The organism is Streptomyces sp. NPDC001157, assembly GCF_053598255.1.
Genome location: NZ_JBSFJW010000046.1, coordinates 1 through 14,163, shown reverse-complemented (window position 1 = coordinate 14,163; position 14,163 = coordinate 1). Strand labels below are relative to the sequence as shown.

The window sequence follows — 14,163 nt, the reverse complement described above, 5'->3', positions numbered from 1 at the left end:
GACCCTATGCCTACTTGGCGTGCAGCACCGCGTAGATCATCACGAAGGCCACGATGTGGATGCCGAAGAGGAAGTATGCGAGGTAGTACCAGACATAGCGCTCGCGCTTCTTCTCGAGTGCGAGGCGCTGTTTCTCTGCGTCGTTCGCCTCCGCGGCAGGCTCCGGTTCCGCCATCACAGCTCCCTGTGGACCTTCGTGTTGGAGGCCTGCGCGCGCGGGCGGAGGACCAGGAGGTCGACGTTGACGTGGTGGGGGCGGGTGACCGCCCAGGTGATGGTGTCCGCGACGTCGTCGGCCGTGAGGGGTTCGGCGACGCCTTCGTAGACCTTCGAGGCCTTCTCCTGGTCGCCGCCGAAGCGGGTGAGGGCGAACTCGTCGGTCTTGACCATGCCGGGGGCGATCTCGATGACGCGGACCGGCTGGCCGACGATCTCCAGGCGGAGGGTCTCGGCGAGGACGTGGGCGCCGTGCTTGGCGGCGACGTAGCCCGCGCCGCCCTCGTAGGTGCTGAGGCCGGCGGTGGAGGAGAGCACGACGACCGTGCCGTCGCCGCTTGCGACCAGCTTGGGGAGCAGGGCCTGGGTGACGTTGAGGGTGCCGAGGACGTTGGTCTCGTACATGGTGCGCCAGTCGGCGGGGTCGCCGGTGGCGACGGGGTCGGCGCCGAGTGCGCCGCCCGCGTTGTTGACCAGGACGCCGATGGTCTTGAAGGCTGTCGCGAACTCGTCGACCGCGGCGCGGTCCGTGACGTCCAGCTGGTACGCCGTGGCCTGGTGGCCGGCCGCGTTGATCTCCTCGGCCAGTGCCTCGATGCGGTCCTTGCGGCGGGCGGTGAGGACGACCCGGTAGCCGGCTGCGGCGAGCTGCCGGGCGGTGGCGGCGCCGATTCCGCTGCTCGCACCCGTCACGACGGCGATGCGGGAGGCGGCGGACGGTGCGGGTGCCATGCGGTGCTCCTGGTGTTGGGTCGGCGGTCGGGTCCGTCCAGCGTAAGTGAGGCTCAGCCGCCGTTCCGCGGCGCCCACATGATGAGAGCCATCCCGGCCAGGCACACCAGGGCGCCCGTCACGTCCCAGCGGTCGGGGCGGTAGCCGTCGGCGACCATGCCCCACAGGATCGAGCCGGCCACGAAGATGCCGCCGTACGCGGCGAGGATGCGGCCGAAGTGGGCGTCGGGCTGGAGGGTGGCGACGAAGCCGTAGGCGCCGAGGGCGAGGATGCCGCCGGTGATCCAGAGCCAGCCGCGGTGTTCCCGCACGCCCTGCCAGATCAGCCAGGCGCCGCCGATCTCGAAGAGGGCGGCGACGACGAAGAGGGCGGCGGAGCGGGCGACGAGCATGCCTGCAGCTTGGCATGCCGACTTTCACCGGCAGGTGTCCTGTCACCTGTTGGACGGCGCCTGCCCTGTGCTCCGCGTGGGATACATCCGTACGACTGCGTGGAGTGAGGAGTGGCGGTATGCGGAGGATGCGGGTTCCTGTGGTCGGGGCTGCTGCCCTGGGGGTGGTGCTGGTGGCGGCTCTGCCCGTCGGTGCCGTCGGTGCTCCGGAGGCCGATCTGGCGTACCACGGTGTCGTGTCCATGGTCGGCGGCCGGGTGGATCTGCGGCTCACGCCGCGCAACTACGGGCCGTCCGCGGTGCCGGATGCGACGGTGCGGCTGCGCTGGTCGGTGGCGCCGGTGAACAAGCAGGCGCTGCCGGCCGGGTGTGTGCGGTCGGGGGAGCGGGTGATGCTGTGCCGGGTGGGGGCGCTGGCCGCGAAGGCGGTGGCCCGGCCGATCCGGTTGCGGCTGCGGCTGCGGGGGACGCCGTCCGAGGTGCGGGTGGAGATCGACACGGCGTGGAACGGGGGCACGGTCGACCGGCACCGGCACAACGACCGGGAGCGGGTGCTCGTGCTCGCCACCGGGGACGAGTACTCCTTCTAGGGAGGTTGCGTCGTACGATCTCTGCACGGCGCAGACGAAGTGGGGCGAAGAGGAGCGGGGCATGGCCGGGAACGTGCGGGAGCGGCTGCTCGACGAGCTGGCCGGTGTCTCGCGTCGCTACATGGCTTCGTACGCCCTGTTCAACCAGGCCGTGGCCGACCATCTGGGGCTGCATCCCACCGATCTGCAGTGTCTGAATCTGCTGACGCTGGAGGGCGGTCCGGTGACCAGCGGCCGGATCGCCGAGATGACGGGGCTGACGACCGGTTCGGCGACGCGGCTGGTGGACCGCCTGGAGAAGGCGGGCTACGTCGTACGGGAGCGGGACGCGGAGGACCGGCGGCGGGTGCTGGTGGCGACGGTGCCGGAGCGGATCGCGGAGTTCGGGCGGATGTGGGACCGGCTGGGCGGTGGCTGGTCCGCCCTCTTCGCGGAGCTGGACGACGCCGAGCTCGCCGTGGTCATCGGGCACATGCGGCGCACGGTGGAGTTCAGCGCGCAGCAGGTGGCGCGGTTGCGCGCGGGCGAGGTGTGAGCGGTCAGGCGTTCTCGGTGTCGTAGCGTTCGCGTGCCTCGTGGACCTCGTCGAAGTGGGTCTCGGCCCAGGTCTTCACCGCGGTCATCAACTGGGCGAGGCTGCCGCCGAGTTCGGTGAGTTCGTAGTCGACGCGGACCGGTACGGACGGGGTGACCGTGCGGGTGAGGATGCCGTCGCGTTCCAGTGAACGCAGCGTCTGCGTCAGCATCTTGGGGCTGACGCCCGCGATCTTGCGGCTGAGGTCGCTGTAGCGCATGGGTCCGGAGGTGAGGGCCGCGAGGACGAGGCTGACCCATTTGTCGCTGAGGCGGTCGAGGAGCTGGTTGGTGGGGCAGGCGCGGAGGAACGCGTCGTACTCCACGCGGGCCTGTTCGCGCTTCTGGGCCGCGGTCATGGTCGCCATGGCTCTCCTTCCGGTGAGGTAGGCACCTCCAGGTAACTACTTCCTCCTGGATAGTAACTCTTCCTAGGGTTGTTGCCCGCAGAGCGAAACCATTCGAAGAGGCTCATCGAGTCTCATTACGGGAGAAATGACGATGCGTGCTGCAGTGGTGAGGACGTTCGGCGGGCCCGAGGCTGTGGAGGTCGTGGACGTGGAGGTGCCGGAGCCGGCGGCCGGGCAGGTGCGGATCAGGGTCGCGGCGGCCGCGCTGAACCCGGTGGACGCGGGGGTGCGGGCCGGTGCCTTCGGGGGCGCGGGCAAGCAGATCGGGTTCGGCTGGGACGTCGCCGGGACCGTGGACGCGACGGGAGTGGCCACCGCGTGGAGCGTCGGCGACGAGGTGGTCGCGCTGGACTACGGCATGGTGCAGCCGCTGGGCACGCACGCCGAGTACGTCGTCGTCGACACGAACGCGGTCGCCAAGGCGCCGGCCACGGTGGACGCCGTGCACGCGGCGACCCTGCCGCTGAACGCCCTGACCGCCGTACAGGCCCTGGATCTGCTGGAGTTGGCGCCGGGGCAGTCGCTGCTGGTGACGGGGGCGGCGGGTGCGGTCGGCGGGTTCGCCGTGCAGCTCGCCGCGCATCGGGGGGTGACCGTGACCGCGCTGGCCAGGGAGGACGACGAGGAGCTCGTACGGTCCCTGGGGGCCGCGCACTTCACCTCCGCAGCCGTCGGGGCGGGGAGCGTCGACGCCGTGCTGGACGCGGCGATCCTCGGTGAGGCGGCCGTGGAGTGGGTGCGGGACGGGGGCGCGTACGTCGGCGTCATCCCGCAGGCGGCCCCGGCGTCGGTGCGCGGTGTGCGGACCGGTGCGGTGGAGGTGAGCGCCGACGGGGCGCGGCTGGCCGAGCTCGTGGGGCTGGTGGACGAGGGGGTGCTGACGTTGCGGGTGGCCGAGACGTACGCCCTGGAGGACGCGGCGAAGGCGCACGCCCGCCTGGCGGAGGGCGGGGTGCGCGGCCGGTTGGTTCTCGTCCCGTAGGGCCTAGTGGTCCCCTTGGGGGGCCTTGCGCGGCAGCAGCCGTACGAGGGGCAGGCACAGGGTGACGGCCGCGGCGACCACGGCGAGGCTTGCGAGCAGGGCGTGGGTCTCGCCGCCGCCGACCGCCTTGAAGTACACGGTCGTCACGGCTGCCGCGCCGATCGCGTTGGCGAGCTGCTGCACCGCGTTGAGGGAGCCGCTCGCGCTGCCGGCCTCGTCGGGGGCGATGTCGCCGATGGTGACGTCGTAGACCGTGCCGAAGCAGGTGCCCATGCCGAGGCCGGTCAGCAGGAGGGGCGGGACGAGGGTCCAGCCGGACCCGTGGGGGAGGAGGGCGAGGCAGCCGCAGCCGCCGAGGATCATCAGCAGCCCGGCGACGACGAGCCGTCGGCCGTAGGTGTGGATCAGCCGGTAGCAGGCGATGGACGCGACGACGATGCCCGCGGAGAGCGGGATCAGGCCGAGTGCGGTGCCGGCGGGGGAGCGGCCGAGGCCTCGCTGGAGGTGGAGGGAGACGACGTAGAGGAGGCCGGCGACCGCGGCGAAGGCGAGGACGCCGAGGACCAGGCCCGAGGTGAAGCCGCGGTTGCGGAGCAGGGTCGGGCGGATCAGGGGTTCGGCGGCGGTGCGCTGGCGGTGGCAGAAGGCGGCGAACAGCGCGAGACCGAGCAGCAGCAGGGCGAGCGGGCGGGTCGTCCAGCCGGACGCCGAGCCGTCGATGAGGCCGCCGAGCAGGCCGAGCATCGCGCCGCCGAGCAGGGCCGCACCCGGGATGTCCACGCGGACGGACGGGTCGCCGGTGTCGCGGGGGAGCAGCCGGACGGCGGCGAGCAGGGCGGCGCCGCCGAGGAGCAGGTTGATCAGGAACATGGGGCGCCAGCCGAGGCCGGCGAGGTCGGCGTCGACGAGGAAGCCGGCGAGGATCGGGCCGCCGACCGCGGACAGGCCCATGACGGGCCCGAAGAGGCTGAAGGCCTTGCCGATCTCCTCGCGTGGCCAGGTCGCGCCGAGGATGCCGAAGCCCTGCGGGATGACGAGCGCCCCGAAGGCGCCCTGGACGAGCCGGGAGAGGACCAGTGCGGTCGGGTTCGGGGCGAGTCCGCAGGCCAGCGAGGCGGCGACGAACCCGGCGAGTCCGGTCAGGAACAGCCGTCTGCGCCCGTACTTGTCGCCGAGCCGTCCGCCGGGCACCAGCAGCACGCCGAGTGCGAGGGCGTAGGAGGCGCCGAGCCACTGGACGAGGCTCGCGCCGCCGCCGAGGTCCCGGGTGATGGTGGGCGCGGCGATGTTGGTGATCGTCGCGTCGAGGAGGTCGAGGACGTCGGCGGCGAGCACGACGGCGAGGACGGCCCAGCGGGCACGGGTGGAGAGCGGAGGACTTTCCGCTGCGTTAAGAAGAGTCTGTGTCACGCAGATAAATATGCGGAGTGCGCCGCCGGGCGTCAAGGGGATTTCGCTAGCCGGCGGTTCTGGCGGCGTAGGCGGTGGGCGGCACCCCGACCGTCGCCGTGAAGTCCCGCACCAGATGGGCCTGGTCGGCATAGCCGAGGTCGCCCGCCAGGGCAGCCCAGTCCACCTCGCGGTCCGTCTCCGCGTGCTCCAGGGCCTCATGGATGCGGTAGCGCAGGATGACCCACTTGGGGCCCGCGCCGACATACCCGGCGAACAGCCGCTGCAGCAGCCGTACGGACATCCCCTCGGCGCGGGCGAAGTCGGCGACTCGGCGGATCGTGCGGTCGGTGCGGATGCGCTCGACCAGGGTCCTCGCGAGGTCGGCCTGCGGGTCGGGGCGAGGGGAGAGGGAGAGCAGGAAGGTGTCGAGGGCGGCGATCCGGGCGCTCTCGTCGGCCGGGGTGAGGACGGCCGCGGGATCCGCTGTCGGGAAGGCCTCGGGGAAACGGACCCGCCGGCCCGTCCACTCGCTCACCGGCTGCCCGGGTGCGAAGGGGCGGAAGCCGCCGGGCCGGAACTTGATGCCGCACACCCGGCCGCGCCCCTCCAGCTTCTGCGCGAACAGCCCCTGCTGGACGCCGGCGACCTCGACGAACGGTTCCTGGTCCGCGAACTGCTGGAAGACGATGTGGACCGCGGGGTGCGGGACCACGTGCGAGACGTACGGCTCGTCCAGGTCCCAGTCGATCAGCCAGTAGTGCTCGACATGGCGGCGCAGCGGCTCGGCGGGGTCCGGGCGGCGGAAGTCCACGCGGGCGAGGAAGTCCGCGGCGCCGACGATGCCTCGGGTGTCACGGCGTGGGGCGGCCATGTCGGGATCGTAGGACGGGGCACTGACAATCGCCGGAATAAGGGGGCCGGGGGGACTGTTGAGCGGCTATAGTTGAACGGTCAACAACTTGGAGGTTGAGCGACCATGCAGTTCGGGATCTTCAGCGTCGGCGACGTCACGCCGGACCCGACCACCGGGCGTACGCCGACCGAGCGCGAGCGCATCAAGGCCATGGTCGCCATCGCGCTGAAGGCCGAGGAGGTCGGCCTGGACGTCTTCGCGACCGGTGAGCACCACAACCCGCCGTTCGTGCCATCGTCACCGACCACGATGCTCGGCTACGTCGCCGCGCGGACCGAGAAGCTGATCCTCTCCACCTCCACCACCCTCATCACCACCAACGACCCGGTGAAGATCGCCGAGGACTTCGCGATGCTCCAGCACCTGGCCGACGGCCGGGTGGACCTGATGATGGGCCGCGGCAACACCGGACCGGTCTATCCCTGGTTCGGCCAGGACATCCGCGAGGGCATCAATCTCGCCATCGAGAACTACGCCCTGCTGCGCCGGCTGTGGCGCGAGGACGTCGTGAACTGGGAGGGCAAGTTCCGCACCCCGCTGCAGGGCTTCACCTCCACCCCGCGGCCTCTGGACGGCGTCCCGCCGTTCGTCTGGCACGGCTCGATCCGCTCGCCGGAGATCGCCGAACAGGCCGCGTTCTACGGCGACGGCTTCTTCCACAACAACATCTTCTGGCCGGCCGACCACACCAAGCGGATGGTCGAGCTGTACCGGTCCCGGTACGCGCACTACGGGCACGGCACCCCCGAGCAGGCGATCGTCGGCCTGGGCGGCCAGGTGTTCATGCGGCACAACTCGCAGGACGCGGTGCGGGAGTTCCGGCCGTACTTCGACAACGCGCCGGTCTACGGCCACGGGCCCTCCCTGGAGGACTTCACCGACCAGACCCCGCTCACCGTCGGCTCCCCGCAGCAGGTGATCGAGAAGACGCTGTCCTTCCGCGAGTACGCCGGTGACTACCAGCGCCAGCTGTTCCTGGTGGACCACGCGGGGCTGCCGCTGAAGACCGTGCTGGAGCAGATCGACATGCTGGGCGAGGAGGTCGTGCCGGTGCTGCGCAAGGAGTTCGCGGCCGGGCGCCCGGCGAACGTGCCCGAGGCGCCGACGCACGCGTCGCTGAAGGCCGCCGCGGAGAAGGAGGAGGCCGCCGTATGAAGCTGGTCGTCGTCTCGGCGGGGCTGAGCGTCCCGTCGTCCACCCGGCTGCTGGGCGACCGGCTGGCCGCCGCGGTGGGTCGGCAGGCCACGGTCGACATCGAGGTCGTCGAGCTGCGCGACCTCGCGGTGGAGATCGCGCACAACTTCACCAACGGGTTCCCCGGGCGGAAGCTCTCCGCCGCGCAGGAAGCGGTCACCGGGGCCGACGGTCTCGTCGTCGTCACCCCTGTCTTCTCGGCGTCGTACAGCGGGCTGTTCAAGTCCTTCTTCGACGTCCTCGACAAAGACGCGCTGGCGGGAAAGCCGGTGCTGATCGCGGCGACCGGCGGCACGGCCCGGCACTCCCTGGTGCTGGACCACGCGCTGCGTCCGCTCTTCGCCCATCTGCGCGCGGTGGTCGTCCCGACCGGGGTGTACGCCGCGTCGGAGGACTGGGGCGCGGAGGGACTGGACGGGCGGATCGAACGGGCGGCCGGGGAACTGGCGGGTCTGATGAGCGGCCTGTCGGCGGCGGGCCCGGCCCGGACCGATGGCTTCGAGGTGGTGCCGTTCGCGGAGCAGCTGGCGGCACTGTCCGGCCCTTCCGTGAGAGGACGGTAGGAGGGACCGCCGGGTTGCCCGTGTGACGGTGAGAGGCCGGTAAAAAGGCAGATCGTACGGCCTCCGTCCTCGGCTGAACCGCGGGCCGCCTTGGCAGTATGGGTACGTGCCCCAAACTGTGCTGCTCGCCGAAGACGACCGCGCCATCCGTCACGCCCTGGAGCGGGCCCTGAGCCTGGAGGGCTACCAGGTGACCGCGGTCGCCGACGGCGTCGAGGCGCTGGCGCAGGCCCACAAGACCCCGCCGGACGTGCTCCTGCTCGACGTGATGATGCCCGGCATCGACGGGCTGCAGGTCTGCCGGGTGCTGCGCGCCGAGGGCGACCGCACGCCGATCCTCATGCTCACCGCGCTCGTCGAGACCGCCGACCGCATCGCCGGCCTGGACGCGGGCGCGGACGACTACGTGGTCAAGCCGTTCGACGTCGAGGAGGTCTTCGCCCGGCTGCGTGCGCTGCTGCGCCGGACCAGCACGGACCCCGCGGCCCCGGCCGACGTCCCGAAGGAGCTGCCCGCGGCCTCCGACCGGCAGATCGAGGCCGCCGGACTGCGCATGGACGTACAGGCGCGGCGGGCCTGGCGCGGCGAGCGGGAGCTGGAGCTGACGCGGACCGAGTTCGAGCTGCTGGAGCTGCTCGTGCGCAATGCCGGGATCGTCCTCGACCACTCCACCATCTACGACCGCATCTGGGGCTACGACTTCGGGCCCGGTTCCAAGAACCTCGCCGTGTACGTCGGCTATCTGCGCCGCAAGCTCGACGAGCCGGGCGCACCGGCGCTGATCCACACGGTGCGCGGTGTGGGTTACGTGCTGCGGGAAGACTAGTGGGGAGAATCAGGCGGCTGCTGGCGAGAAGGCGGCCCGGGCTGGTCTCCCTGCGCACCACGTTCGCGGTGTCGTTCGCCGCGGTCACCGCTGCCGTCACGGTGCTCGTCGGTGTGCTGTCGTACAGTGCCGCGGCCCGGCTGGTGCGGGTGGACCAGGAGTCCGTGTTCGACCAGGTCGTGCAGGACCTGCGGGACGAGGTGCGGCAGCACCGGATGACGACGGACGACTTCTCCTCCTCGGCGCCGGGCCATGACATCGTGCGGCCCGCCCGTACGGACGTGCAGGTACTGGGGCCGGACGGCAAGGTCGACGACCCGGGCAGCCCCGGGCTGCCGGTGGTCGCCGCCGACCGGTCGGTCGCGGCTTCCCGGACGGCCGGGAAGCTGGTCGTGCACAAGGACGTCGACGTCGACACGGACGTCTACCGCGTCGCGACCGTCTCGCTCGGCGCCGGGCGGGGCGCGGTGCAGGTCGCGCAGGAGTTCAGCGACACCGAGGACCTGCTGCGGGCGCTGCAGCAGCGCACGCTGATCCTGATGTGCGCGGTGGTGATCGCGGCGGGTCTGTTCGGCTGGTGGCTGGCGCGGCGCATCACCCGCCGTCTGATCCTGCTGACCTCGGCCGCGGAGGATGTCGCGCGCACCCGGCGGCTCGGCATCGAGGTGCCCGTCACCGGCTACGACGAGGTGGGCCGCCTCGGCCGCGCCTTCGACCGCATGCTGGGCCGCCTCGCCCAGTCGGAGGAGGACCAGCGGCGCCTGGTCCAGGACGCGGGCCACGAACTGCGGACGCCGCTCACCTCGCTGCGTACGAACATCTCCCTGCTGCGCCGGATCGACGAACTGCCTCCGGCCACCCGCGACGAGCTGGTCGCGGACCTGAGCCAGGAGGCGCGCGAACTGACCGACCTGGTCAACGAGCTGGTGGACCTGGCGGCCGGGCAGTCCGACACCGAGCCGCCGCAGCGGGTCGACCTCGCGGACATCGCGGAGGACGTGGCCGGGCTCGCGCGACGGCGCAGCGGGCGGCAGGTCATGGTCCGGGCGAGCGGCGACACGACGACCGACGGGCGTCCCGGGATGCTGCAGCGCGCGATCTCCAACCTCGTCGAGAACGCCGCCAAGTTCGACCGCGACGGCACCGGGCCCATCGAGATCGCCGTCTCCGGGCCCGCCCGGACGGGCACGGTCCGCGTGGAGATCCTCGACCGCGGCCCCGGCGTCGCCGACGGCGACCTGATCCGTATCTTCGACCGCTTCTACCGCGCGGCCGACGCCCGCTCCCTGCCCGGTTCCGGGCTCGGCCTGTCGATCGTGCGGGAGGTCGCCATGGCTCACGGCGGGGCGCCGTTCGCGGCTCAGCGGGAAGGGGGCGGGGCGGTGATCGGGTTCACCGTGGGCGGGGTGCCGGGGAGCGGGACGGGCACCGGGGGCTGAGCCCGCGGTGCCTGGTGCTCCGCGGGCCGGTCCGCCGAGGAGCTCGCCGCTGACGGCCCACAGACGAGCGGCATGGTGACCCCTCGTCAGGGATGAGCTGCACGTGATGGGTTGATCGGCCGCCGTGTCAGGCGTCGACCTGCTCGAAGATGTGCGGGTACGACACGATGTCGTCGGGGAAGTCGGCGGCCATGCGCTGGAACTCCGGGCTGCCGAGCGCGGTGGCGAGGGCCTCGGTCGATTCCCAGACCGCCACGTTCATGAGTAGCCGACTGCCCGCCGTCCCCTGGTGCATCTGCAAGGAGACGAATCCCGGCTGCGCCTTCATGAACTCGGCCTGTCGTCGGAAGAGGGCCAGGAACGCCTCGGACCTGTCCTTCGGTACGACGAAGGTGTTGGCCAGGACGACGGGCCCTGTCTTCTCCTGGAGCTGCGCGAACATCGGCATGTGCGGGTCGAGACTCTGGAGCGTGGCCATTTCGGTAGGTCCTCTCGCCATCGGTTGTCCGCTCAGGGGCGCCGCGATCCAGCCGACACTTGTGCCCATGCTGATGGTCAACAAGTGTTGGCAACGGCTGTTGGCAAACGTAAGGGCGTGACCCTGGACTGTCAACAGCCGTTGGCCTACATTCGTAGGCATGACCGGCACCACGGATAACCAGCAGGCCGTACGGCGTTCCGACGCAACCCGCGCCGCGATCCTCACCGCGGCCCGCGAGCGGTTCGCGTCGGAGGGCTACGAGAAGGCGACCATCCGGGCCATCGCGCGCGACGCGAAGATCGACCCGTCGATGGTGATGCGCTACTACGACAGCAAGGCGGGCCTGTTCGCAGCTGCCGTCGCGATCGACCCCGGGCTGCCCGACCTGCCCGTCGAACCGATCGAGGCGCTCGGCCGCACGCTGGTGAGCCACTTCCTCACCCTGTGGGAGGAGAACGGGGAGCTCACCGCACTGATGCGGGTCGGCGCCACCGACCCCGCCGCCGCGGAACGCATGCAGAGCGTGCTGCGCGAGCAGTTGATCCCGTTGGCCCGCCAGGTGGGCCCCGAACCGGAGCAGGCACAGACACGGGCGGCACTGTGCGCCTCGACCGTGCTGGGACTCGCGCTGACACGCTACGTCCTGCGGTTCCCGGCGAGCGTGGCGCTCAGCCGCGAGGAGATCGTGGACTGGCTCGGCCCCACAATCCAGCGGTATCTCACCGCACCCACACCCTGAGAAACGTGTGGCGCCTTGCGGAACTTGTTGCCGAGCAGCCCCCTGGTGGGGCACCCGCTTGTGACGCTCTGCCGCGAGCAGCGCAATCCAGTCAAAAGAGCGCCGTCAGGCCTGGCGGGCGTGGGACGCGAGGCGATCGGCGAGGGCGATGACGAGGTCGCGCAGTTCATCCGGGCGCTCGATGACGAACGGCCGGTCGAGTGAGGCGAGTACCGGAGGCAACCAGTCGAGCCGCTCCGCCCGCAGCTCGACGCGCAGCCAGCGCTCGGTCGCCGTGTCCTCGCCCGCCACGGGCGCGTACTCCTCCAGGCTCGCGACGCCGGCGGGAAGGCGGGCGCGGATCTGCTCGACCGTCCCGTGGATCCGCAAGGTCACCTCGTGCCGGTACGCGGCCGTGGCGAACGCTGACAACAGGCGCTGTGCCGGATCGGGTCCCGCGGGCGCTTCGAATGAGCCGGGCAGGGTCCGCGCGTCTGCGATGCGATCGAGCCGGAAGGTCCGGTCCTCGCCGATCCGGGCGTCCCGGCCGGTGACGTACCACCGACCCGCGTGGGCCACGACCCCGTACGCGTGCAGCGTGCGTTCACTGCGTTGTCCGTCACGATCGGTGTAGCGGATCGAGACCGGCCGGCGGTGGCGCACCGCATCCGCGATGGTGAGCAGGACCTCGGCGTCCGGGCTGTCGAAATCACCGGGCTGATCCGTGAAGGCGACGGCCTCCAGGAGGGTGTCGAGCCTGCGGGCGATGTGCCCCGGCAGCACTCGCCGGATCTTCGCCGACGCCGTCTCGCTCGCCGTGCGCACTGCCGTCGTCAACCCCGCCCGGCGTCCGGCGACCAGGCCGAGCAGCACGGCCAGCGCCTCGTCGTCGCTGAGCATGAGCGGAGGCAGGCGGTACCCCGGGGCGAGCCGGTACCCGCCGTAGCGGCCGCGTACCGATTCCACCGGCACGTCCAGGTCGACCAGTTGGTCCACGTACCGCCGCACGGTGCGCCCCTCGACGCCGAGCCGGTCGGCGAGTTCGGCCACCGTCCGGGTGCCGCCCGACTGCAGCAGCTCCAGGAGTGTCAGCACGCGGCCGGTGGGTCGAGGCATGTTCGCAGCCTAACGCCGATAGAGGACCGATTCTGTCCCCTATTTCTCCTAGCCTGCGATGCGAGCGACGTGCAGCGACGTCGACGATTCCAGCAGCAAGGAGATCCCCATGGACTTCGTCTCGATCCGCATCATCACCGGCGACGTGGCGCGCCTCGTCGAGTTCTACGAGCGAGCAACAGGGGCGCGGGCGACGTGGGCCACCGAGGACTTCGCCGAACTCAGGACCGCGGGCGCCACCCTCGCGATCGCCGGCACCCGCACCGTCCCGCTGTTCGCTCCGGGCTCCGCCCGCCCGGCGGACAACCACAGCGTGATCACCGAGTTCCTCGTCGACGACGTGGACCGCGTGCACCAGAACCTGATCGGCTTCGTCACCGACTTCGTCAACGGGCCCACCACGATGCCCTGGGGCAACCGGTCGCTGCTGTTCCGCGACCCCGACGGCAACCTCGTCAACTTCTTCACCCCCGTCACCCCGGCGGCCATCGAAAAGTTCGCACGCTGACGCCAGGCACAGCCGCTTGGACCACGGGTGGGCGGGTCGCGAACCCGCCGCTCCGAGCCGACGACGTGATCGCCGGTCGGCGCGCGGAGCCTGAAAAAAGATCTCCTGGTCGGGCAACCTTTCCGGGGGCTGTGACAACTGGGTGGTGTCCGGACAGGACGTCAGATCAGAAGCCACAGCTGAAAGAGAGCATGGACATGGTCCCTCGCCCATCCACGTCGCCGGAGGCGTCGGCCGGCGGCCGCGCCCGCCGTGGCCGCGCCCGTCGTGATCGCGCGTCGTTCCGCTCGGCCGTTCTGGGGCGGCGGCAGACTCACCGTGGCCGTCGGCTGTACCAGCGCCGGAGTTTCTGGGCGGCCGTCGGCCTGGCGGTCATGGGCGGCTCCGTGGTCGTGGTCAACACGGCCTCAGCGGGAAGCACGGCCTCAGCGGGAACCGTGAACACGAACGCCTGGTACGTGCTGGTCAATCGCAACAGCGGCGAGGTGCTGGACAGCGTCGCCTACGGCACGTCCGACGGTGGTTCGCTGGTGCAGTGGAGCCGTAACGGCGGGACCAATCAGCAGTGGAAGTTCATCGACGCGGGTGACGGGAACTACCGGCTGCAGAACCGGAACTCCGGCAAGGTGCTGGACGACTACGGCTGGTCGAAGACCGCCGGCTCCAAGCTGGTGCAGTGGCGCGATTTGAACGGCGCCAACCAGCAGTTCCGCATGAAGAAGTCGTCGGACGGCTACGTGCGTCTGATCAACCGCTTCAGCGGCATGGCCGTCGAGGTCCGGGGCGGCTCCAAGTCCGACGGGAGCCACATCGTCCAGAACCGCGACCGGGGCGGCGCCAACCAGCAGTGGAAGCTCGTCCCGGCAGGCAGCTTCGGCGGCACCGGGAACGCGGGGAACCCCGGCAGCACCCCCACCCCCACGCCCACGCCCGGCGGCAGCTCTCCGGCGAGCCAGGCTCCGAGCGGCTCGCACCCGTCGTCGACTCCGTCTCCCGTGACCGGTGGCGGCAGCTCGACGAAGCGTTTCATGGGCAGCAGCACGGTGCTCGTCGGCGGTTCGATGGACGACTCCTCGGCGGCCGCCGCGCCGTTCGACGTGCGGTACGCCTATGTGCAC

General features: G+C 71.2%; 18 protein-coding genes. 10 read left to right on the top strand and 8 right to left on the bottom strand.

The genetic code is table 11. From position 1 onward, the window contains the following. Positions 1-10 precede the first annotated feature (10 nt). Genes ACWDAG_RS42530 through ACWDAG_RS42520 form a run of 3 tightly spaced genes read right to left on the bottom strand, consistent with a single transcriptional unit; the run spans position 11 to position 1,340 of the window. Positions 11-175, bottom strand: coding sequence for a hypothetical protein (locus tag ACWDAG_RS42530; protein WP_450700933.1), 165 nt, complete (start codon positions 173-175; stop codon positions 11-13). Then, the gene (locus ACWDAG_RS42525) at positions 175-948 is read right to left on the bottom strand and encodes an SDR family NAD(P)-dependent oxidoreductase (RefSeq protein WP_450700932.1); all 774 of its coding nucleotides are present in this window, start codon (positions 946-948) and stop codon (positions 175-177) included. Before ACWDAG_RS42525 ends, ACWDAG_RS42530 begins: the two co-directional genes overlap by 1 nt. Positions 949-1,001: 53 nt before the next feature. Beyond that, positions 1,002-1,340, bottom strand: coding sequence for a YnfA family protein (locus ACWDAG_RS42520; protein ID WP_450700931.1), 339 nt, complete (start codon positions 1,338-1,340; stop codon positions 1,002-1,004). A gap of 119 nt (positions 1,341-1,459) precedes the next feature. Here ACWDAG_RS42520 and ACWDAG_RS42515 point away from each other — a divergent pair, with 119 nt between their 5' ends. Together ACWDAG_RS42515 and ACWDAG_RS42510 are read left to right on the top strand one after the other, a co-directional pair. Continuing rightward, entirely contained in the window at positions 1,460-1,930 is a 471-nt protein-coding gene (locus ACWDAG_RS42515; protein ID WP_450700930.1) for a hypothetical protein, read from the top strand. A gap of 61 nt (positions 1,931-1,991) precedes the next feature. Continuing rightward, positions 1,992-2,465: a MarR family winged helix-turn-helix transcriptional regulator gene (locus ACWDAG_RS42510; RefSeq protein WP_450700929.1), complete on the top strand. Its 474-nt coding sequence runs from the start codon at positions 1,992-1,994 to the stop codon at positions 2,463-2,465. A gap of 4 nt (positions 2,466-2,469) precedes the next feature. Here ACWDAG_RS42510 and ACWDAG_RS42505 read toward each other — a convergent pair whose 3' ends face one another. After that, positions 2,470-2,871, bottom strand: coding sequence for a winged helix-turn-helix transcriptional regulator (locus ACWDAG_RS42505; protein ID WP_450700928.1), 402 nt, complete (start codon positions 2,869-2,871; stop codon positions 2,470-2,472). Between the two features lie 133 nt (positions 2,872-3,004). On the opposite strand from ACWDAG_RS42505, the gene ACWDAG_RS42500 reads away from it, so the two are divergent. Then, entirely contained in the window at positions 3,005-3,895 is an 891-nt protein-coding gene (locus ACWDAG_RS42500) for an NADP-dependent oxidoreductase (protein ID WP_450700927.1), read from the top strand. A gap of 3 nt (positions 3,896-3,898) precedes the next feature. Here ACWDAG_RS42500 and ACWDAG_RS42495 read toward each other — a convergent pair whose 3' ends face one another. Continuing rightward, the gene (locus ACWDAG_RS42495; RefSeq protein ID WP_450700926.1) at positions 3,899-5,305 is read right to left on the bottom strand and encodes an MFS transporter; all 1,407 of its coding nucleotides are present in this window, start codon (positions 5,303-5,305) and stop codon (positions 3,899-3,901) included. Positions 5,306-5,351: 46 nt separating this feature from the next. Next, positions 5,352-6,158 carry an AraC family transcriptional regulator gene (locus tag ACWDAG_RS42490; RefSeq protein ID WP_450700925.1) on the bottom strand — a complete coding sequence of 269 codons (807 nt, stop codon included), beginning with the start codon at positions 6,156-6,158 and terminating at the stop codon, positions 5,352-5,354. 105 nt (positions 6,159-6,263) lie between these two features. On the opposite strand from ACWDAG_RS42490, the gene ACWDAG_RS42485 reads away from it, so the two are divergent. The 4 genes from ACWDAG_RS42485 to ACWDAG_RS42470 all read left to right on the top strand — a co-directional run bounded on the left by ACWDAG_RS42485 (position 6,264) and on the right by ACWDAG_RS42470 (position 10,222). Beyond that, the gene (locus ACWDAG_RS42485; RefSeq protein ID WP_450700924.1) at positions 6,264-7,355 is read left to right on the top strand and encodes an LLM class flavin-dependent oxidoreductase; all 1,092 of its coding nucleotides are present in this window, start codon (positions 6,264-6,266) and stop codon (positions 7,353-7,355) included. Next, positions 7,352-7,957, top strand: a complete 606-nt coding sequence (locus ACWDAG_RS42480) for an FMN reductase (protein WP_450700923.1) — start codon at positions 7,352-7,354, stop codon at positions 7,955-7,957. Before ACWDAG_RS42485 ends, ACWDAG_RS42480 begins: the two co-directional genes overlap by 4 nt. 118 nt (positions 7,958-8,075) lie before the next feature. Continuing rightward, positions 8,076-8,783 carry a response regulator transcription factor gene (locus ACWDAG_RS42475; protein WP_450700974.1) on the top strand — a complete coding sequence of 236 codons (708 nt, stop codon included), beginning with the start codon at positions 8,076-8,078 and terminating at the stop codon, positions 8,781-8,783. Next, positions 8,783-10,222 carry an ATP-binding protein gene (locus ACWDAG_RS42470; protein WP_450700922.1) on the top strand — a complete coding sequence of 480 codons (1,440 nt, stop codon included), beginning with the start codon at positions 8,783-8,785 and terminating at the stop codon, positions 10,220-10,222. Before ACWDAG_RS42475 ends, ACWDAG_RS42470 begins: the two co-directional genes overlap by 1 nt. Positions 10,223-10,349: 127 nt before the next feature. On the opposite strand, the gene ACWDAG_RS42465 is transcribed toward ACWDAG_RS42470, so the two are convergent. Further along, a complete protein-coding gene (locus ACWDAG_RS42465) occupies positions 10,350-10,700 on the bottom strand; it encodes an antibiotic biosynthesis monooxygenase family protein (RefSeq protein ID WP_450700921.1) in 351 nt (116 codons plus the stop codon). Positions 10,701-10,860: 160 nt separating this feature from the next. Here ACWDAG_RS42465 and ACWDAG_RS42460 point away from each other — a divergent pair, with 160 nt between their 5' ends. Continuing rightward, the gene (locus ACWDAG_RS42460) at positions 10,861-11,442 is read left to right on the top strand and encodes a TetR/AcrR family transcriptional regulator (RefSeq protein WP_450700920.1); all 582 of its coding nucleotides are present in this window, start codon (positions 10,861-10,863) and stop codon (positions 11,440-11,442) included. Between the two features lie 105 nt (positions 11,443-11,547). On the opposite strand, the gene ACWDAG_RS42455 is transcribed toward ACWDAG_RS42460, so the two are convergent. Further along, positions 11,548-12,537, bottom strand: a complete 990-nt coding sequence (locus tag ACWDAG_RS42455) for a helix-turn-helix transcriptional regulator (protein ID WP_450700919.1) — start codon at positions 12,535-12,537, stop codon at positions 11,548-11,550. A gap of 109 nt (positions 12,538-12,646) precedes the next feature. Between ACWDAG_RS42455 and ACWDAG_RS42450 the strand changes: the two genes are divergently transcribed. Next, entirely contained in the window at positions 12,647-13,045 is a 399-nt protein-coding gene (locus tag ACWDAG_RS42450) for a VOC family protein (protein ID WP_450700918.1), read from the top strand. A gap of 437 nt (positions 13,046-13,482) precedes the next feature. Beyond that, positions 13,483-14,163 (top strand): RICIN domain-containing protein (locus ACWDAG_RS42445; protein WP_450700917.1); only part of this gene is annotated, 681 nt, incomplete at its 3' end.